Source organism: Pseudaminobacter soli (ex Li et al. 2025) (assembly GCF_003012705.1).
In the GTDB taxonomy this organism is placed as follows: Bacteria; Pseudomonadota; Alphaproteobacteria; order Rhizobiales; family Rhizobiaceae; genus Pseudaminobacter; species Pseudaminobacter soli.
This window is the reverse complement of the sequence record NZ_PXYL01000003.1, coordinates 38,583-58,395: the sequence shown is the minus strand read 5'-3', so window position 1 is coordinate 58,395 and position 19,813 is coordinate 38,583. Positions and strand designations below refer to the sequence as shown.

The 19,813-nt window shown below is 64.8% G+C and carries 16 protein-coding genes and 1 pseudogene; 13 read left to right on the top strand and 4 right to left on the bottom strand.

Annotated elements, in window-relative coordinates:
* Positions 1-70: 70 nt before the first annotated feature.
* Both C7I85_RS06450 and C7I85_RS06445 read right to left on the bottom strand, forming a co-directional pair.
* Complete coding sequence (locus C7I85_RS06450) at positions 71-1,105, bottom strand: aldo/keto reductase (protein ID WP_106723154.1); 1,035 nt, start codon at positions 1,103-1,105, stop codon at positions 71-73.
* Between the two features lie 69 nt (positions 1,106-1,174).
* Complete coding sequence (locus C7I85_RS06445; protein ID WP_106723153.1) at positions 1,175-2,368, bottom strand: MFS transporter; 1,194 nt, start codon at positions 2,366-2,368, stop codon at positions 1,175-1,177.
* 114 nt (positions 2,369-2,482) lie between these two features.
* On the opposite strand from C7I85_RS06445, the gene C7I85_RS06440 reads away from it, so the two are divergent.
* A complete protein-coding gene (locus tag C7I85_RS06440; RefSeq protein ID WP_106723152.1) occupies positions 2,483-3,391 on the top strand; it encodes a LysR family transcriptional regulator in 909 nt (302 codons plus the stop codon).
* 6 nt (positions 3,392-3,397) lie between these two features.
* On the opposite strand, the gene C7I85_RS06435 is transcribed toward C7I85_RS06440, so the two are convergent.
* Positions 3,398-4,060, bottom strand: coding sequence for a YggS family pyridoxal phosphate-dependent enzyme (locus C7I85_RS06435; RefSeq protein WP_106723151.1), 663 nt, complete (start codon positions 4,058-4,060; stop codon positions 3,398-3,400).
* 142 nt (positions 4,061-4,202) lie between these two features.
* On the opposite strand from C7I85_RS06435, the gene leuS reads away from it, so the two are divergent.
* The 3 genes and pseudogenes from leuS (at position 4,203) to C7I85_RS06420 (ending at position 8,568) form a co-directional block, all read left to right on the top strand.
* Positions 4,203-6,824: a leucine--tRNA ligase gene (leuS, locus tag C7I85_RS06430; RefSeq protein WP_106723150.1), complete on the top strand. Its 2,622-nt coding sequence runs from the start codon at positions 4,203-4,205 to the stop codon at positions 6,822-6,824.
* On the top strand, positions 6,811-7,380 hold the full coding sequence (locus C7I85_RS06425; protein ID WP_106723149.1) for a hypothetical protein: 570 nt from the start codon (positions 6,811-6,813) through the stop codon (positions 7,378-7,380). Before leuS ends, C7I85_RS06425 begins: the two co-directional genes overlap by 14 nt.
* Positions 7,381-7,432: 52 nt before the next feature.
* Positions 7,433-8,568: pseudogene (locus C7I85_RS06420) on the top strand (AAA family ATPase).
* On the opposite strand, the gene fsa reads toward C7I85_RS06420, so the two are convergent.
* Positions 8,569-9,222, bottom strand: coding sequence for a fructose-6-phosphate aldolase (gene fsa, locus C7I85_RS06415; protein ID WP_106723148.1), 654 nt, complete (start codon positions 9,220-9,222; stop codon positions 8,569-8,571).
* Positions 9,223-9,312: 90 nt separating this feature from the next.
* Between fsa and C7I85_RS06410 the strand changes: the two genes are divergently transcribed.
* The 9 genes from C7I85_RS06410 (at position 9,313) to kdpA (ending at position 19,812) form a co-directional block, all read left to right on the top strand.
* Complete coding sequence (locus C7I85_RS06410) at positions 9,313-11,517, top strand: primosomal protein N' (RefSeq protein WP_106723147.1); 2,205 nt, start codon at positions 9,313-9,315, stop codon at positions 11,515-11,517.
* A 262-nt stretch (positions 11,518-11,779) separates the two neighbouring features.
* Entirely contained in the window at positions 11,780-12,175 is a 396-nt protein-coding gene (locus C7I85_RS06405; protein ID WP_106723146.1) for a DUF4345 family protein, read from the top strand.
* 238 nt (positions 12,176-12,413) lie between these two features.
* A complete protein-coding gene (locus C7I85_RS06400) occupies positions 12,414-12,974 on the top strand; it encodes a F0F1 ATP synthase subunit delta (protein ID WP_106723145.1) in 561 nt (186 codons plus the stop codon).
* Positions 12,974-14,503: a F0F1 ATP synthase subunit alpha gene (gene atpA, locus C7I85_RS06395; RefSeq protein ID WP_106723144.1), complete on the top strand. Its 1,530-nt coding sequence runs from the start codon at positions 12,974-12,976 to the stop codon at positions 14,501-14,503. The genes C7I85_RS06400 and atpA overlap by 1 nt, the downstream gene beginning before the upstream one ends.
* 16 nt (positions 14,504-14,519) lie before the next feature.
* Positions 14,520-15,401, top strand: coding sequence for a F0F1 ATP synthase subunit gamma (locus C7I85_RS06390; RefSeq protein WP_106723143.1), 882 nt, complete (start codon positions 14,520-14,522; stop codon positions 15,399-15,401).
* A gap of 68 nt (positions 15,402-15,469) precedes the next feature.
* Positions 15,470-17,017, top strand: coding sequence for a F0F1 ATP synthase subunit beta (gene atpD, locus C7I85_RS06385; RefSeq protein ID WP_106723142.1), 1,548 nt, complete (start codon positions 15,470-15,472; stop codon positions 17,015-17,017).
* A 108-nt stretch (positions 17,018-17,125) separates the two neighbouring features.
* On the top strand, positions 17,126-17,533 hold the full coding sequence (locus C7I85_RS06380; protein WP_106723141.1) for a F0F1 ATP synthase subunit epsilon: 408 nt from the start codon (positions 17,126-17,128) through the stop codon (positions 17,531-17,533).
* Positions 17,534-17,988: 455 nt separating this feature from the next.
* Entirely contained in the window at positions 17,989-18,078 is a 90-nt protein-coding gene (locus tag C7I85_RS06375; RefSeq protein ID WP_106723140.1) for a potassium-transporting ATPase subunit F, read from the top strand.
* Positions 18,079-18,108: 30 nt separating this feature from the next.
* Positions 18,109-19,812, top strand: coding sequence for a potassium-transporting ATPase subunit KdpA (kdpA, locus tag C7I85_RS06370; RefSeq protein ID WP_106723139.1), 1,704 nt, complete (start codon positions 18,109-18,111; stop codon positions 19,810-19,812).
* The last annotated feature ends 1 nt before the right edge of the window (position 19,813 follow it).

The following is a 19,813-nucleotide window of genomic DNA, read 5'->3' as shown; positions in this document are numbered from 1 at the left end:
GAATGTTGGATGCAAAGGCCGGGAGAGATCCCGGCCTTTCTCATGTGCTTCGGTTTCCGCTGGGCTGCGATCAGACGGCGGGCGGATTAAGCCGCGCAAATCCCTCCTGGCGCCGGTAGGGAGAATAGGGATAGGGCGCGGTGACCTCGCTTGCCGCGTCAAGGCGTGCGACCTGCTCCTTCGTGAGCGACCACCCGATGGCTCCCAGGTTCTGCCGTAGCTGCTCCTCGTTGCGCGCGCCAATGATGACGGAAGATACGGTCGGGCGCTGGAGCAGCCAGTTGAGCGCGATCTGCGGCACCGTCTTGCCGGTTTCCTTGGATATCGCGTCGATCACGTCGACGATTCTGTAGAGCTGCTCGTCGTCGACCGGCGGCCCGAAGCTTGCGGTGTCGTGAAGCCTGCTGCCCTCGGGCAGCGGCTGGCCGCGCCTGATCTTGCCGGTAAGGCGGCCCCAGCCGAGCGGGCTCCACACCAGTGCGCCGACGCCCTGGTCGAGCCCCAGCGGCATCAGTTCCCATTCATAGTCGCGGCCGACGAGCGAATAGTAGACCTGGTGCGCCACGTAGCGGGGCCAGCCGTGCCGGTCGGCAAGGGCCAGCGACTTCATCAGTTGCCAGCCGGAGAAATTCGAGACGCCGACATAGCGAAGCTTGCCGTCGCGGACGAGGACATCGAGCGTCGACAGCACCTCGTCTATGGGCGTGCCGGCGTCGAAGGCGTGGAGTTGCAGAAGGTCGATGTAGTCGGTGCCAAGCCGCCGCAGCGCATCCTCGACCGCCTTGATCAGCCGCGAGCGGGAGGAACCGGCATCACTGGGTCCATCGCCCATGGGCAAGGAGGTCTTGGTGGAGATCAGTACCTGATCGCGGCGCCCCTTGATGGCCGCGCCAAGCACCGCTTCCGAGGCGCCGTCCGAATAGACGTCGGCGGTGTCGAAGAGGTTGACGCCGGCCTCGAGGCAGATGTCGACCAGCCGCCGCGCTTCAGTCTCATCGCTGGTACCCCAGGGGCCGAACAGCGGGCCGGACCCACCGAAAGTGCCCGTGCCAAAGGAAAGAGCCGGCACCTTCAGGCCGGATGCGCCAAGTCGTCTGTATTCCATGGTCAGTACTCCGTGCATGCGTTGAGAGAGGTAGGGCGCGGGCGACTAAGTGCCCGCGGGTGAGGGCGGCTACCCGGCCGCATTGGGGCCGCCGACAGTTGCAAGGCGGCCATCGCTCCTTTCGAGGCGTAGGGCGCCAAAGGCCACCGCCAGCGCCAAAAGCGGGACCAGCCCGGCGACGAAGGTCACCGAGCCGAGGCCCGGTCCGTGGTCGATGACGTAGCCGCCGAGCCAGGCGCCGATGGCGTTGCCGAGGTTGAAGGCGGCGATGTTGAAGGAGGATGCGAGCCCCTGGCCCGCGCCGGCGGCCTTGCTGAGCACCCACATCTGCAGCGGAGCGACGGTGGCGAAGGCGGCGGCGCCGAAGAGGCCGATCGCCACGACCGCCAGGACCTGACTATGGATCGCAAGGGTCAGGACGAACAGCGCGGCCGAGAGCGCAAGCAGGCTGCCGATCACGGTGGGCACCAGCCGCCGGTCGGCCAGCCGTCCGCCAAGCAGGTTACCGGCCACCAGGCCCGCGCCGAACACCAGCAGGATCGGCGAAACGGCCGCTTCGGAAAAGCCGGTGATGCGGGTCAGGATGGGCGCAATGTAGGTGAAGCCGGCAAAGACACCCACCCAGCTCAGCACGGTGGTCAGCAGGCCGAGCAGGACGGGCCGGCGGGTCAGCACGGCGAGCGCGCTATCGCCGCCTTCGTCCTGCTCCTCGCCCTTGCGGTCGGCCGGGACCAGAAGCGCGATGACGGCCAAGGCGACGATGCCGATCAGCGTCACCGCCCAGAAGGTGGAGCGCCAGCCATAGGCCTGGCCGAGCCAGGTGCCGAAGGGAACGCCAAGGATGTTGGCGAGCGTAAGGCCGGTGAACATGACGGCGATGGCCGAGGCCTTGCGGTCGGATGCGACCAGCCCTGTGGCGACCACGGAGCCGACGCCGAAGAAGGAGGCATGCGCAAAGGCGGTAAGCACGCGCGCGGCCATCAGCGTCCAGTAGTCCGGCGCAAGCGCACAGGCGAGATTGCCGATGGTGAAGATCGCCATCAGCGCCATCAGCAGCGTCTTGTGCGACCAGCGCCCGCCGATGGCACCAAGCAGTGGCGCGCCGACGACGACGCCAAGGGCGTAGCCGGAAATGAGCATGCCCGCCGCCGAGATCGACACGCCGAGATCGGCGCTGACATCGAGCAGCAGGCCCATGATGACGAATTCGGTGACGCCGATTCCGAAGGCGCCGGCGGCGAGTGCATAAAGGGCGATAGGCATGATTGCTCCAGCGATGATCGACGCCACTAGCCGGCGCCGTGGGTATAGATCGTCAGCCGAACCATTGTGAACCAGCCTTGCGGAAGGAACATTTTCTGTGAAATAGATTCACGAATGGCGAGGCCCGATATCAACCGCTCCGGCGAGATGGAAGTGTTCGTCCGCGTGATCGAGGCGGGCAGCTTCTCGGCCGCCGCCCGGGCGCTGCGCATGACGCCCTCGGCGGTGAGCAAGCTCGTCGCCCGGCTTGAGGCGCGGCTGGGAGCCCGGCTGCTCAGCCGCTCCACGCGCAAGATCATGCTGACGCCCGAAGGCGTGGCGTTCCATGCAAGTGCCGTGCGCATCCTGGCCGACATGTCGGCTGCGGAACGTGAGGCGGCGTCCGGGGCGGCACCGCGTGGAAGGCTGCGGGTCAACAGCTATGTGCCGTTCGGCCAGCACCGCCTGATCGGTTTGGTGGCGCGGTTCTTTGAGCTCTATCCGGAGATATCCGTCGACGTGGTGCTGACGGACGACGTGATCGACCTGATGGAGGAACGCGCCGACGTGGCCATTCGGGCAGGTCCGCTGAGCGATTCGAGCCTGGTCGCGCGCAAGCTCGGGCAAAGCCGCATGGTCCTGGTGGCGGCACCCGATTATCTGGAGCGCCGCGGCATTCCAAAGGTTCCGGCCGATCTGGACGCGCATGAGCGCCTGGAGTTCGGCTTTCTGCGCCACGTCAATGGCTGGCCCTTCGTGGATACGAACGGCGCGAGCGTCATTGTGCCGACGAACGGCAATGTGGTGGTTAGCGATGGCGAAGCGATGCGGCGCATGGCGATTGCCGGCGCGGGCATCGCCCGCCTGGCGCGCTGGCATGTCGACCCCGACATCGCCGCCGGCCGGCTGGTGCCGATCCTGGAGGAGTTCAATCCGGGCGACGAGGAAGCCACCCACGCGATCTATGTCGGCCAGGGTAAATATTTGCCGGCGCGGGTGCGCGCGTTCCTCGATTTTCTGTCTGAGAACGTTACGCTGGGCTGAGGGGCGTCACCGCGCCCCGAAGATCGCCGAGCCGACGCGAACGCTGGTTGCGCCGAAGGCGACCGCCGTCTCGTAATCGCTCGACATGCCCATCGACAGCTTTTCGACGCCAGCCTGCCGCGCCAGCTTTTCGAGCAGCGCGAAATGCGGGCCGGGGTTTTCGTCCACCGGCGGGATGCACATGAGGCCCTCAATCGCGAGATTGTGAACCTCGCGGCAGCGCTTGACGAACGCCACCGCCTCGCGCGGCTCGATGCCAGCCTTCTGCGGCTCGGAGCCGGTATTCACCTGCACATAGAGCTTTGGTGCGCGGCCTTGCCTGACAATCTCCTTGGCCAGCTCGGCGGCGATCTTCTCGCGGTCGACCGTCTCGATGACGTCGAACAGCTGAACCGCTTCCTTGGCCTTGTTGGACTGCAGCGGGCCGATGAGATGCAGCTCGATGCCAGCAAATTCCTGCTTCAGCGCTGGCCACTTGCCCTGCGCCTCCTGCACGCGGTTCTCGCCGAAGACGCGCTGGCCGGCCTCGAGCACCGGGCGGATGGCGTCTGCCTCGAAGGTTTTCGACACCGCGACCAGCGTTGCCGCGCCTTCCGGGCGGTCCGCCTCAAGCTCGGCAGCGGCGATCTTGCGCCTGACCTCAAGAAGCTGTTCGACCGACTTTTCCATGCCCTGGCCCTGCTGCTTTTTGCCCGCCCGACGCCTGCTGGTGTTGACGGGTTGGGGAATCCATGATGAACACCCACGACGATTTCCTGAACCGCGGGTTTTCGCCCCGGTTCCATGCACGCTTTTAAGTGAAAAACATCCGATGGCAACCGAACGATACAATCCGCGCGCATCCGAGCCCAAATGGCAGAAGGCCTGGGATGCAAAGAAGCTCTTCGAAACGAAGAACGACGACCCGCGCCCGAAGTACTACGTGCTTGAGATGTTCCCCTATCCGTCGGGACGCATCCACATCGGTCATACCCGCAACTACACGATGGGCGACGTGGTGGCCCGCTACAAGCGCGCCAAGGGTTTCAACGTTCTGCACCCGATGGGCTGGGACGCCTTCGGCATGCCGGCCGAGAACGCCGCGATGCAGAACAAGGTCCACCCCAAGGACTGGACTTACGACAACATCGCCACGATGCGCGCGCAGCTGAAGGTGATGGGCCTGTCGATCGACTGGAGCCGCGAATTCGCCACCTGCGACGTCGACTACTACCACCGCCAGCAGATGCTGTTCCTCGACATGGTCGAGAAGGGGCTGGTCACGCGCAAGTCGTCCAAGGTCAACTGGGATCCGGTCGACATGACGGTGCTTGCCAACGAGCAGGTCATCGACGGTCGCGGCTGGCGCTCGGGCGCGCTGGTCGAACAGCGCGAGCTGACCCAGTGGTTCTTCAAGATCACAGACTTCGCGCAGGATCTGCTCGATTCGCTCGAAGGACTGACCGAGTGGCCCGAGAAGGTCCGCACCATGCAGTCCAACTGGATCGGCCGCTCCGAGGGCCTGCTGCTCCGCTGGGCGATTGCCGACGGCACCGCGCCGAACGGCGAGACCGAGCTGGAAGTCTATACGACGCGCCCGGACACGATCTTCGGCGCTTCCTTCATGGCGGTTGCCGCCGACCACCCGCTGGCCAAGAAGGCCGCCGAGAAGAACCCCGAGCTTGCCGCCTTCATCGAGGAAGTGCACCACATGGGCACCTCGGTGGCGGTTCTCGAAACCGCCGAGAAGAAGGGTTTTGACACCGGCATCCGCGTCGTCCACCCCTTCGACGACAGCTGGACGCTGCCGGTCTATGTCGCCAACTTCGTGCTGATGGAATACGGCACGGGCGCGATCTTCGGCTGCCCTTCGGGCGACCAGCGCGACCTCGACTTCGCCAACAAATACGGCCTGCCGGTCGTGCCGGTGGTGATGCCGGAAGGCGCGGATGCGGCCACCTTCCAGGTCACCGAAGAGGCCTATACCGACGACGGCGTGATGATCAATTCGCGCTTTCTCGACGGCATGACGCCCAAGCAGGCGTTCGAGGATGTCGCCAACCGTCTCGGCGAGCAGACCATCGGCAACCGCCCGGTGGGCGAGCGCAAGGTGCAGTTCCGCCTGCGCGACTGGGGCATTTCGCGCCAGCGCTACTGGGGCTGCCCGATCCCGATGATCCACTGCGACGACTGCGGCACCGTGCCGGTGCCGCGTGCCGACCTGCCGGTGAAGCTGCCCGACGACATCGACTTCGACAAGCCGGGCAACCCGCTCGACCGCCATGCCAGCTGGCGCCATGTGACGTGCCCGAAATGCGGCAAGGATGCGCGCCGCGAGACCGACACGATGGACACTTTCGTCGATTCGTCGTGGTATTTCGCCCGCTTCACCGCGCCGTGGGAAAACGAGCCGACCGACCCCAAGGCCGCCAATGACTGGCTGCCTGTGGACCAGTATATCGGCGGCATCGAGCACGCGATCCTGCACCTGCTCTATTCGCGCTTCTTCACCCGCGCCATGCGCGAGACCGGCCACCTCGACCTCGCCGAGCCGTTCAAGGGCCTGTTCACGCAGGGCATGGTGGTTCACGAGACCTACAAGGCCGCCGACGGCCGCTGGCTGGCACCGACCGAGGTGCGTCTGGACACCGACGGCACGGAGCGCACCGCCATCGAGATCGCGACCGGCAAGCCGGCTTCGATCGGCGCGCTCGAGAAGATGTCGAAGTCCAAGAAGAACACGGTGAGCCCGGAAGAGATCACCGACGGCTACGGCGCCGACACCGCGCGCTGGTTCATGCTGTCTGACTCGCCGCCCGAGCGCGACGTGGAATGGACCGACGACGGCGCCGCCGGCGCGCATCGCTTCGTGCAGCGCGTGTGGCGCATCATCTCCATGGCAGGCGAATCGCTGGCTGGCGTGAAGCCTGCATCCTCCGGCGAAGGCGCGGCGGGAGCCGTGTCGAAGGCAGCGCACAAGGCGCTGAAGGCGGTCGGCGAGGACATCGAGAAGCTCGCCTTCAACCGTGCGATTGCCCGCATCTACGAGCTTTCCAACGCGCTGTCGGGCCCGGTGGGCGAGATCGCCGAGGGCAAGGGTGACGACGCGCTGAAGGGTGCGACCCGCGAAGCGGTCGAGATCCTCGTGCATCTCGTCGGCCCCTTCATGCCGCACCTGGCCGAGGAAGGCTGGGCGACGCTTGGCGGTACCGATCTGGTGGCCGAGCGGCCGTGGCCGCAGTTCGACCCGGCGCTGGTAGTGGACAACGAGTTCACCTATCCGGTGCAGGTCAACGGCAAGAAGCGCGGGGATTTGACAATCGCCCGCGACGCAGATCAAGTTGCCGTCGAAAAGGCGGCACTGGCGCTCGAGTCCGTCCAGAAGGCCCTCGAAGGGAAGGCGCCGCGCAAGGTGATCGTCGTGCCGCAAAGGATCGTCAATGTCGTTGCCTGACCAGACGCGGAAGTCCCGGTTCCAACGCTCTCGCAACCTTGCCCTGGCCGGCGTCCTGCTGGCCGCGGCCGCCGCTTCCGCCTGCACCGTGCGTCCGCTCTATTCCACCGCGCCGGTGGCGCCGGGCGTGCCCGCCGTGGCAACGACGGGGCTGCGCGCGATCGAGATCAAGCCGGTGAAGACGCGGTATGCCCAGCAGGTGCGCAATCACCTGATCTTCGGGCTCAATGGCGGGGCCGGCCAGCCGGCAAATCCGCTCTATTCGCTCGATCTGGACATTACCGAGCGTGAGACGGCTTCGGCGATCGTGCAGCGTGTGACCGAGGACGAGCCGACGGCGGCGACCATCGCGATCACCTCGCACTACACGCTGAAGGAGATCGGCACCGACAAGGTCGTTTCCATCGGCAAGCGCGAAATCGCTTCCGCCTTCGACATTCCGCGCCAGGAGTTCGCTGCCTTGCGCGCCCGTATCAATGCCGAGGATCGCGCCGCGCGCGAACTGGCCGAACTCTTGAGGCTTGCGATCGCGCAGGACCTGTCGCGGCCGCACTGATCCCCCGCGATCCGGCCCTGACGCGGGGCCGGAATCGCTCTATGGTCGCGCCATGCGACTGACTTCCCTCACCGCTGCCGGCTATCGCTCGCTGAAATCGATCCGGCTCGACCTCGGCCAGGTCGGGTTGTTCGTCGGCGAAAACGGCGTCGGCAAATCCAACCTCTACCGCGCCCTGCAACTCATCAAGGCAGCTGCCGACGGCACGCTCGCCAACGAGATCGCGCGCGAGGGCGGCATGCAGTCCGCACTCTGGTCGGGCACCCGCCGCGCCGGCCAGCCGGTGCGTGTCATCCTGCGCGCCGATTTCGAGGACGACGAGACGGCGATAAAGTCCTCCTATGAGATCGAGATTGGTCTGCCGCCGCCCGCCTCGGCAGGCTTTGCCTTCGAGCCGCACATCAAGGAAGAGACGCTTGTTCTGGAAGCCGGCCGGCGGCCGGTGGAGATGATGACGCGGCGGGGCCCGGCAGTGTTTGCGCGCGACGACGACGGGCGGCGCGTGGAGCATCCGGTGCGCATGCTGAACTCGGAAACGGCGCTCGCGGCGCTCGGCGCGTCCGGCCGCTATCCGGAAGCCGGCGACATGCGCGCGGCCGTGCAGAGCTGGCGGTTCTATCACGGTTTCCGAACCGACCGCGATTCGCCAGCCCGCCGGCCAGCGCTCGCGGTGACCTCGCCACTGCTCGACGAGGATGGCGGCAATCTCGCCGCGGTGTTCGCGACGCTTGTCCATATCCGGCGGGACACGGTCGATCTCGACCGTTCGATCGCGGATGCGTTGGGTGGTGCCAGGCTTGAAGTGCCGGTTCCCGGCGAAGCGGCGGGCTATGGGCTGAGGATACCGGAATTTCCGCAGCGCCTGTTCCGGCCGGAGGAATTGTCTGACGGGCAGATACGCTTCCTGGCGCTTGCGGGCGCGCTGATGTCCTATCGCCTGCCGAGGCTCATTGCGCTCAACGAGCCGGAAGCCAGCCTGCATCCGCAGATGCTGCCGGCGCTGGCGGACATGATTGCGAAGGCTGCCGAGCGCACCCAGCTATGGGTGGTGACGCATTCGCGCGATCTGGCGGGGTTGGCAGGGAGCGCACCGGGGCGCGGGCCCTGACCGTCATTCGTGTCGACGGGGCGACGACGATCGAGGGCATGCGGCCGACGGGGCTTTATCCCGCCGGCCGAGATGATTGATCAGGCGATCTTCTGACCGGTCTTGGCCCAGTCGGCCAGGAACATTTCAAGGCCCTTGTCGGTCAGCGGGTGCTTGACCAGCGCCTTCAGCGTTGCCGGCGGAATGGTGGCGACGTCGGCGCCGATCAGGGCCGCGCGCTTGACGTGGTCGACGGTGCGGATCGAGGCCGCCAGGATCTCGGTGTCGAAGCCGTAATTGTCATAGATCTGGCGGATCTCGGCGATCACTTCCATGCCGTCGAAGCCCATGTCGTCTAGACGGCCGATGAAGGGCGAGATGAAGGTGGCACCGGCCTTGGCGGCCAGCAGCGCCTGGTTGGCGGAGAAGCACAGCGTGACATTGACCATGCGGCCTTGCGAGGTCAGCGCCTTGCAGGCCTTGAGGCCGTCGAGCGTCAGCGGCACCTTGATGCAGATGTTGTCGGCGATTTCGGAGAGGACGGCCGCTTCCTTCATCATCTCGGAGAATTCGGTGGCGGTGACCTCGGCCGAAACCGGGCCGTCGACGATGTCGCAGATTTCCTTGGTGACGTCGGCGATGTTGCGGCCGGACTTGAGAATCAGCGACGGATTGGTGGTGACGCCGTCGAGCAGGCCGAGATCGTTGAGCTCTCGGATCTCCTTGACGTCGGCTGTATCGACGAAGAACTTCATTGTATGTCTCCTTGGCAATTTTCGCGTCGTGGGAGGCGCTTTCCTGTTCGGCCTTTGCTCTAACTTAATCTCAGGGCAAGGTCACGCGCCATGAAGCAAGATTCGCCCGAAACCATAGCCCTGTTCAAACCCGCTGCAATCGTGCCCGTGCTGGTACCGATGCCGGCCGAGCGCGCTTACAGCTATGCCGTACCGGAAGACATGAACGTGGTTCCGGGTTCCATCGTCCGTGTGCCGTTGGGGCCGCGCGAGGTGGCAGGCATCGTCTGGGACGGGCCGGGCGAGGCGGTGGACGCACGCAAGCTTCGGCAGATTTCGCATGTCTTCGACTGCCCGCCGGTCGATGAGGCCATGCGCCGCTTCGTCGACTGGATCGCCTCCTACACGCTGTCGCCGCCCGGCATGGTGGCGCGGATGATCCTGCGCGCGCCGGAAGCCTTCGATCCCGAGCCCTGGGTGGAGGGCCTGCAGCTGACCGGGTCGGAGCCAGACCGCGTGACCGATGCGCGCCGGCGCGTGCTGGAAATGGCGTCCGACGGCATGGCCTGGACGCGATCTGGCCTGGCGCATGCGGCCGGCGTGTCCTCCACCGTGATCGACGGGATGAAGGCGCAGGGCGTGTTCGAGACGGTGATGATCCCGCCGCGCCCGGTGGTGGCGCCGCCCGATCCGGAATTTGCGCGGGCCGATCTCACCGGAGACCAGCAGGCCGCAGCCGAGACGCTGCGCGAAAAGGTAGAAGCCGACAGCTTTAGCGTCACGCTGCTCGACGGCGTCACCGGCTCGGGCAAGACCGAAGTCTATTTCGAGGCCGTTGCTGCTGCGCTGGAAAGGGGCAAGCAGGTGCTGATCCTGCTGCCGGAAATCGCGCTGACCCAGGCTTTTCTCGAGCGCTTCCAGAACCGTTTCGGCGCGAAGCCGGGCGAGTGGCACTCCGATCTTGCGCCACGCAAGCGCGAGCGCGTCTGGCGGCAGGTGGCCGAGGGCGGCGTGCGCGTGGTGGCCGGTGCGCGCTCAGCGCTGTTCCTGCCGTTCCAGGATCTCGGCCTGATCGTCGTCGACGAAGAGCACGACCCTGCCTACAAGCAGGAAGACCGCGTCTTCTACAATGCCCGCGACATGGCGGTGGTGCGCGGCCATATCGGCGGCTTTCCGGTGGTGCTGGCCTCGGCCACGCCTTCGGTGGAAAGCCGGGTCAACGCGGAGCAGGGGCGCTACGCCCGTTCGGTGCTGGCGGCGCGTTTCGCGGAAGCCGCGCTGCCCGACATCAAGGCCATCGACCTGCGCCGCGCCCCGCCTGCGCGCGGCGGCTTTTTGTCTCCGGCGCTGATAGAGGAGATGCAGAAGACGTTGGAGAGGGGAGAGCAGTCGCTGCTGTTCCTCAATCGGCGCGGCTATGCGCCTTTGACGCTCTGCCGCGTGTGCGGCCATCGCTTCCAGTGCCCGTCCTGCTCGGCCTGGCTGGTGGAGCACCGGTTTCGCGGGCAGCTGATCTGCCATCACTGCGGCCACAACGAGAAGCGGCCGGAAGCCTGCCCTGAATGCGGAACGCTCGACCATCTCGTCGCCTGCGGCCCGGGCGTGGAGCGAATCGCCGAAGAGGTCGTCGGGCATTTTCCTGATGCGCGCACCATCGTGCTGTCGTCCGACATGCTGGGCGGCGTCAAGCGACTCAGGCTGGAGCTGGAAGCCATCGCCAAGGGCGAGGCCGATATCGTCATCGGCACGCAGCTGGTGGCCAAGGGCCACAACTTTCCCAACATGACGTTGGTGGGAGTGGTCGATTCCGACCTTGGCCTTGCCAATGGCGACCCGCGCGCCGCCGAGCGGACCTTCCAGCTGCTCAGCCAGGTGACGGGCCGTGCCGGCCGAACCGGCAAGAAATCTCTTGGCCTGCTGCAGACCTATCAGCCCGGCCATCCGGTGATGCAGGCGATCATCTCGGGCGACGCCGAAGCCTTTTACGACCGCGAAATTCTGGAGCGCGAGCGCGGCGGCCTGCCGCCCTTCGGCCGGCTCGCCGGCATCATCGTCAGCGCCGACACGCGACCGGAGGCCGAAGGTCATGCGCGCCAGCTGCGCCGTGCCGCGCCGGACGCCAAGGACATCCACGTGCTCGGCCCGGCCGAAGCGCCGCTGGCGCTGGTGGCAGGTCGCCACCGCTTCCGCCTCCTGGTGCAGGGCGAACGGCGCAGCGACATGCAGGGCTTCATCCGGGCCATGCTGGCGGCAGGGCCGAAAGTGCGTGGCTCCATTCGGGTGCAAGTGGACATCGACCCGCAGAGCTTCTTGTGATTAGCAAATTTTTCGATCTCGGCCGGCAGGTTGCATCGACTCAGCCGACGTGGAGACCGTCGTTATCCGGCGCGTCCTGGCCGAAGTGATGGAGCCGAGGAAAAGAATCGCGCAGTCGCTGCCTGGGGAGCCTCCCCAACGAGAAAGAGTCGTGCAAGGCCGAGTGAGATTTCGCTTCGCCGGGCACGCTTTCCATCTGGCGCGCGGGCCGCTGGCCGATAGAATGCGCGCGGCGATCCGCTAGCGATTCTGGAGGGGCGAAATGGAATTCGAATTTCCCTGGCCGATGAGCCAGGGTGAGTGGCTGGCATGGTCCTCCGCCGTGGTGACCGTGCTGTTTGGCTTGATACTCATGTTCCTGCCACGGATCTCGCTGCGCATCCTGCGCCTGCAGCCCTTCGAGACAAAGCCCGAGGCGGTTGCCGAAGCCCGCTCCACCATGTCCGGCTTCTATCTCGGCCTGGGCCTATGCTGCATCCTGCTGGCCCAACCGCTGCTCTATATGGCGCTCGGCTTCTCGTGGATTCTGACGGCGTTCGGCCGCATGATCTCCATGCTTTCCGATCATGGAAACAAGCCTTACAATTGGATTTGGCTGCTTGTGGCGCTGGTGCTCGGGGCCCTGCCGTTGACCTTCACTTTCGGCTTGGTCCCCTGAACGGAGCTTCGCGTCGGGGACATATGTCCCCAGGATGCGACAAATCTGCCTGAAAGCCGCATCTTCAACGTGTTGCGACTCTGAAAGGCCTGTGCTAGACGGCAATCGACTTTCGATCGGGGGATACGACAGCTGTGTCTCTGCGATTGATAAAACGCAGCAAGGTCAAAGATTTAGCCAGAGTTACCGACTCGCGCCCAGAATCTTCCGGCCTGTCAGACAAGAGAAAAGACGGACCGTGGCACAGTCTAGCTCGCCGATCTCCGCAGTTGCTGAACGTTATGCGGCCTCGCTGTACGACCTCGCGGCTGACGCCAAGCAGGTTGCCAAGGTCGAATCCGACCTCGGCCGCTTCGAGGCTCTGCTCGAAGGCAGCGAAGATCTCTCCCGTATGATCAAGAGCCCCGTGTTCTCCGCCGAGGAACAGGCGAAGGCCATCGAGGCCATCGCCGCCAAGGCGAAGATCGACGGTCTCGTCGGCAATTTCCTCCGCGTGGTGGCGCAGAACCGTCGCCTCTTCGCGCTTCCGGGAATGATCAAGGCGTTCCGCGCCATTGCCGCTGAGCAGCGCGGCGAGGTTTCGGCCGAGGTTGCCTCGGCGCACGAACTGAACGCTGCCCAGCAAACCGAACTGAAGGCCGCGCTGAAGAGCGTTGCCGGCAAGGATGTCTCGATCACGGTCACCGTCGACCCGTCGCTTCTGGGCGGCCTCGTCGTGAAGCTGGGCTCGCGCCAGATCGACACATCGCTCAAAACCAAACTCAATTCGCTCAAGCTTGCACTGAAAGAGGTCGGCTGATGGACATCCGCGCCGCGGAAATATCCGCAATCCTAAAAGATCAGATCAAGAATTTCGGCAAGGAGGCTGAGGTCTCCGAGGTCGGTCAGGTTCTGTCCGTCGGCGACGGTATTGCTCGCGTGTACGGTCTCGACAACGTCCAGGCGGGCGAAATGGTCGAGTTCCCCGGCGGCATCCGCGGCATGGCGCTGAACCTCGAAAGCGACAATGTCGGCGTGGTTATCTTCGGTAACGACCGCGACATTAAGGAAGGCGACACCGTCAAGCGTACGGGCGCCATCGTGGACGTCCCCGTCGGTCCGGGTCTGCTCGGCCGCGTCGTCGACGCCCTCGGCAACCCGATCGACGGCAAGGGCCCGATCAAGGCCGCCGAGCGTCGCCGCGTCGACGTCAAGGCTCCCGGCATCATCCCCCGCAAGTCGGTGCACGAGCCGATGTCGACCGGCCTCAAGGCCATCGACGCGCTCATCCCGGTCGGCCGCGGCCAGCGCGAGCTGGTCATCGGTGACCGTCAGACCGGCAAGACCGCGATCATCCTCGACACCATTCTCAACCAGAAGGCCATTCACCAGAGCGGCCCGGACTCCGAGAAGCTGTTCTGCGTCTACGTCGCCGTCGGCCAGAAGCGCTCGACCGTCGCGCAGTTCGTGAAGGTGCTCGAAGAGCGCGGCGCGCTCGAATACTCGATCATCATCGCCGCGACCGCTTCGGATCCGGCCCCGATGCAGTTCCTGGCTCCGTTCGCCGGCTGCGCCATGGGCGAATACTTCCGCGACAACGGCCAGCACGCGCTGATCGGCTATGACGACCTGTCCAAGCAGGCGGTCGCCTATCGCCAGATGTCGCTGCTGCTCCGCCGTCCGCCGGGCCGTGAAGCCTACCCGGGCGACGTTTTCTACCTGCACTCGCGTCTGCTCGAGCGCGCCGCCAAGCTCAACGACGAGAATGGCAACGGCTCGCTGACGGCTCTGCCGGTCATCGAAACCCAGGCCAACGACGTGTCGGCCTACATTCCGACCAACGTGATCTCGATCACCGACGGCCAGATCTTCCTCGAGACGAACCTGTTCTTCCAGGGTATCCGTCCGGCCGTGAACGTGGGTCTGTCGGTGTCGCGCGTCGGCTCGTCGGCTCAGATCAAGGCGATGAAGCAGGTTGCAGGCTCGATCAAGGGCGAGCTCGCGCAGTACCGCGAAATGGCGGCCTTCGCGCAGTTCGGCTCCGACCTCGACGCCGCCACGCAGCGCCTGCTGAACCGCGGTGCGCGCCTGACCGAACTCCTGAAGCAGCCGCAGTTCTCGCCGCTGAAGACGGAAGAGCAGGTCGCGGTGATCTACGCCGGCGTCAACGGCTACCTCGACAAGCTGGCCCTCAACCAGGTCGGCAAGTTCGAGCAGGGTCTGCTTTCCTACCTGCGGGCCGAGGGCAAGGACGTCCTCGAGGGCATCCGCAAGGAGAAGGCGCTGAGCGACGACCTCAAGGCCAAGCTCAAGGCTCACATCGACGCTTTCGCGAAGAACTTCGCCTGAGGCTGATGGATAAGGCATGGCTTCTCTAAAGGACCTCCGAAACCGTATCGCCTCGGTCAAGGCGACGCAGAAAATCACCAAGGCGATGCAGATGGTCGCCGCGGCGAAGCTGCGCCGCGCCCAGGAGGCGGCGGAAGCAGCCAGGCCGTATTCGCAGCGCATGGGTGCGGTTCTGGCCAACATCACCAAGGCGGTCGGCAGCAATGGCGACGCGCCTGCCCTGATGGCCGGCACCGGCAGGGACGACGTGCATCTGCTCGTCGTCTGCACGGCCGAGCGCGGCCTGTGCGGCGGCTTCAACAGCCAGATCGCGCGTCTGGCCCGCGAGCATGTTCGCAAGCTCCGGGCCGACGGCAAGACGGTCAAGATCATCACGGTCGGCAAGAAGGGCAACGACATCCTTCGCCGCGATTTCAGCTCGCTGATCATCGATAAGATCGAGCTGCGTGAGGTCAAGCAGATCGGCTTCGCCAATGCCGACGCCATCGCCAAGAAGGTGATTGCCCTGTTCAACCAGGGTGGCTTCGACGTCTGCACGCTGTTCTATTCCGAGTTCAAGTCGGTGATCAGCCAGGTTCCGACTGCGCAGCAACTCATCCCGGCCGCGGCTCCGGCCGCCGGTGAAGAGGATGTTTCGGGCGGCGCCGTCTACGAATACGAGCCGGAGCCGGGTGAAATCCTGAGCGATCTCATTCCGCGCAACATCTCGGTGCAGATTTTCCGGGCGCTGCTCGAAAACGCTGCCGGTGAGATGGGCGCCAAGATGAGCGCGATGGACAATGCGACGCGCAACGCTGGTGACATGATCAACAAGCTGACGATCACGTACAACCGCCAGCGCCAGGCGCAGATCACCAAGGAACTCATCGAAATCATTTCGGGCGCGGAAGCGCTCTAGCACGAGAGCCCGGGGACAAACGTCCCGGCGGCTCACGTGGAAACGGAAACTGACCAAGAGGTTACAGCATGGCTAAAGCAGCTACACCTAAAGCGGCTCCGGCGGCCGAAAAGGCCCCGGCAGCAAAGAAGGCAGCGCCCGCCAAGGCGGCTGCTGCGAAGGCTTCGGCCGCAGTGCAGAGCAAGGGTTCGGCCGGCCGCATCGCGCAGGTCATCGGCGCCGTCGTCGACGTTCAGTTCGATGGCGAACTGCCGCCGATCCTGAACGCGCTCGAGACCGATAACGGCGGTCACCGCCTCATCCTCGAAGTGGCCCAGCACCTCGGCGAAAACACCGTGCGCTGCATCGCCATGGACATTTCGGAAGGTCTGGTTCGCGGCCAGGCCGTGTATGACACCGGGTCCCCGATCATGGTTCCGGTGGGCGACGAGACGCTCGGCCGCATCATGAACGTCATCGGCGAGCCGGTGGACGAAGCCGGCCCGGTCAAGACCAAGGCAAAGCGCGCCATCCACCAGCCGGCCCCGGAATATGTCGACCAGTCGACGGAAGCCCAGATCCTCGTCACCGGCATCAAGGTCGTCGACCTGCTCGCGCCTTATGCCCGCGGTGGTAAGATCGGCCTGTTCGGCGGCGCCGGCGTCGGCAAGACCGTTCTGATCCAGGAACTGATCAACAACGTCGCCAAGGCGCACGGCGGTTACTCCGTGTTCGCCGGCGTGGGCGAGCGTACCCGCGAGGGCAACGACCTCTACCACGAAATGATCGAATCGGGCGTGAACAAGGACCCGCACGAGAACAACGGCTCGACCGAAGGTTCCAAGTGCGCCTTGGTGTTCGGCCAGATGAACGAGCCGCCCGGTGCGCGCGCCCGCGTCGCCCTCTCCGGCCTGACCATCGCCGAGCACTTCCGCGACCAGGGCCAGGACGTGCTGTTCTTCGTGGACAACATCTTCCGCTTCACGCAGGCCGGCTCGGAAGTGTCCGCTCTGCTGGGCCGTATTCCTTCGGCCGTGGGCTATCAGCCGACGCTCGCCACCGACATGGGCGCGATGCAGGAACGCATCACGACCACGAACAAGGGCTCGATCACGTCCGTGCAGGCCATTTACGTGCCGGCCGACGACTTGACCGACCCGGCGCCCGCAACCTCGTTCGCCCACTTGGACGCGACGACCGTGCTTAACCGCGCGATCTCGGAAAAGGGCATCTACCCGGCCGTGGATCCGCTGGACTCCACCTCGCGTATGCTCGACCCGCTGATCGTCGGCGAAGAGCACTACAACGTCGCTCGCCGCGTGCAGGAAATCCTCCAGCGCTATAAGTCGCTGCAGGACATCATCGCCATCCTGGGCATGGACGAGCTGTCGGAAGAGGACAAGGTGACGGTTGCCCGCGCCCGTAAGGTCGAGCGCTTCCTGTCGCAGCCGTTCTTCGTGGCCGAAGTGTTCACCGGTTCGCCGGGCCAGCTGGTGCCGCTCGAAGACACCATCAAGAGCTTCAAGGGTCTGGTCGAAGGCGAATACGACCACCTGCCGGAAGCGGCGTTCTACATGGTCGGCTCGATCGATATGGCCATCGAGAAGGCTCAGCGTCTGGCTGCCGAAGCGGCATAAGACGAGAAACTGCGCAGCGCGGGCGAATAAGCCCGCGCTTTCGTGGCATGGTTTTCCCCACAGTGGCGGGAACCATGCCCACCACGCTCCCGAATTTTGTGAGACATCATGGCTGAAGCTTTCAAATTCGAACTGGTCTCGCCCGAGCGCCTGCTCGTCTCGGAAGAGGTTCAGTCCGTCGTCATTCCGGGTGCGGAAGGCGAAATGACGGTTCTGGCCCAGCATGCGCCGGTGATGACCACGATCAAGCCGGGCGTCGTCACGGTGAAGTCGGTCAACGGCCAGGAAGAGCGCTATGTGGTGTTCGGCGGCTTTGCCGACATCCTGCCCTCCGGCTGCACGCTGCTCGCCGAATCGGCGACGTCCGTGAAGGACATCGACCGCGCCGAGCTCGCCCGCCGCATCCAGGAAGCGCGTGAAGACGCCGCCGACGCCAAGGACGACGAGGCCAAGACCCGCGCCGAGGCTTTCCTGGCCCAGCTCACCACGCTGGAAGGCGCGATCCTGCCGGCCTGATGAGCGGCTGAATGCGATGAACGAACCAAGGCGGGTGGCGACACCCGCCTTTTTCTTTGGTTTTTTCGGCTTGGGGCGCCACGCTCCAATCTGCTCGGCTCTTTCGGTGAACTGTCGCTGCCGCCGCAGACCTGGCCATGCCGTTGTCGCCCTGCGTGCGGGCCCTACATCACTATAAAATTCCTATTTCTTTGCCTGGGCGGTTGTCTCGAACCTTTATGCCCCCGGTGCCATTTTCGACCGGTATTTGACGACCGCCGCGGCTCTGTTTTCGTCTCTCTGCCGGCGCGGTGTCTTCCACAATCAGACCACAGCCGCGCTTCGGGCGCAGGCGCATTGTTGCGTGCAAAGGGAAGCCTATGTGGGATTTCATTGTCGTTGCGATCGGCGTCGTCTCCTTCGGGTTGTTCTATGCCTACACGCTGGGCTGCGACCGGCTTTAGGAGAAGCGAGCCATGTTGATCGACTATCTGCTCGGCGGCGGGGTCAGCCTGCTGATCACCGCCTATCTGATTTTCGCGCTTCTGCGCCCCGAGCGCTTTTGACCGAAACCTCATGTTGAAAGCTGTAAGACCATGACCTTCGCCGGCTGGCTCCAGATCCTGATTTTCTGCGGGATCATCGTTCTTCTCGTCAACCCGCTCGGTGGCTACATGACGCGCGTCTACCAGGGCGAGCGCACCTTCCTCTCCTTCCTGCTCGGACCCTTCGAGCGCCTGCTCTACAGGCTGGCCGGCACGAGCGAAAAGGAAGAGCAGCACTGGGTCGGCTATGCCGCGGCAATGCTTGCCTTCAACCTTGTGGGAATGCTCATCCTCTACGCGCTGCAGCGCTTCCAGGCGAGCCTGCCCTTCAATCCCGCCGGCATGAGCGCGGTCGATCCGCAGCTCGCCTTCAACACGGCGGCAAGCTTCATCACCAACACCAACTGGCAGAACTATGCCGGTGAAAGCACCATGTCCTATCTGGTGCAGATGGCCGGGCTGACGGTGCAGAACTTCATGTCGGCAGCCACCGGCATGGCGCTGGCGATTGCACTGGTGCGCGGCTTTGCGCGTCATTCGGTGAAATCGGTCGGCAATTTCTGGGTCGATCTCACAAGGTCGACGCTTTACGTGCTTCTGCCGCTCTGCGTGGTGCTGACGATCTTCTACGTCTTCCGCGGCGTGCCCCAGACGCTCGGTGCCTATGTCGAGGCCACCACGCTTGAAGGCGCGCGCCAAACGATCGCGGTCGGTCCCGTGGCGTCGCAGCTTGCGATCAAGATGCTCGGTACCAATGGCGGCGGCTTCTTCAACGCCAACTCCGCCCATCCCTTCGAGAACCCCGACGCCATCTCCAACCTTGTGCAGATGGTTACCATCTTCGCCATTGGTGCTGCGCTCACCAACGTCTTCGGCCGCATGGTGGGCAACCAGCGCCAGGGCTGGGCGATCCTCGCCGCCATGGGCGTGCTGTTCATCGCCGGCGTCATCGTCGCCTATTGGGCGGAAGCTGCCGGCAATCCGCTGCTCAACCAGCTGGGGCTCACCGGCGGCAATATGGAGGGCAAGGAGGTCCGCTTCGGCATTCCGCTGTCGGCGCTGTTTGCCGTGGTCACGACAGACGCCTCCTGCGGCGCGGTCAATGCCATGCATGACAGCTTCACCGCGCTCGGCGGCATGATCCCGATGATCAACATGCAGCTCGGCGAAATCATCGTCGGCGGCGTCGGCGCGGGCCTCTATGGCATCTTCGTCTTCGTCATCGTTGCCATCTTCGTCTCCGGCCTGATGGTCGGCCGCACGCCCGAATATCTCGGCAAGAAGATCGAGGCCAAGGAGGTGAAGATGGCAATGCTGGCGATGCTCTGCCTGCCGCTTGCCATGCTCGGCTTCGCCGCCGTCAGCGTCGTGCTGCCTTCGGCCGTGTCGTCGGTCGCCAATCCCGGCCCGCACGGCTTTTCTGAAATCCTCTACGCCTTCACGTCTGCCACCGCCAATAACGGTTCGGCCTTCGCCGGACTTAACGGCAACACGCCCTGGTTCAATCTGACCATCGGCATGGCGATGCTTATGGGGCGCTTCCTGGTCATCGTGCCGGCGCTCGCCATCGCCGGTTCGCTGGCGGCGAAGAAGACGGTTCCGGCCTCGGCCGGCACGTTTCCCACCGATGGAGGGTTGTTCGTCGGCCTTCTGGTCGGCGTCATCCTGATCGTCGGCGGCCTTACCTTCCTGCCGGCCCTGGCGCTGGGTCCCATCGTCGAGCATTTCGCCATCGCCGCCGGCCAGACGTTTTAAT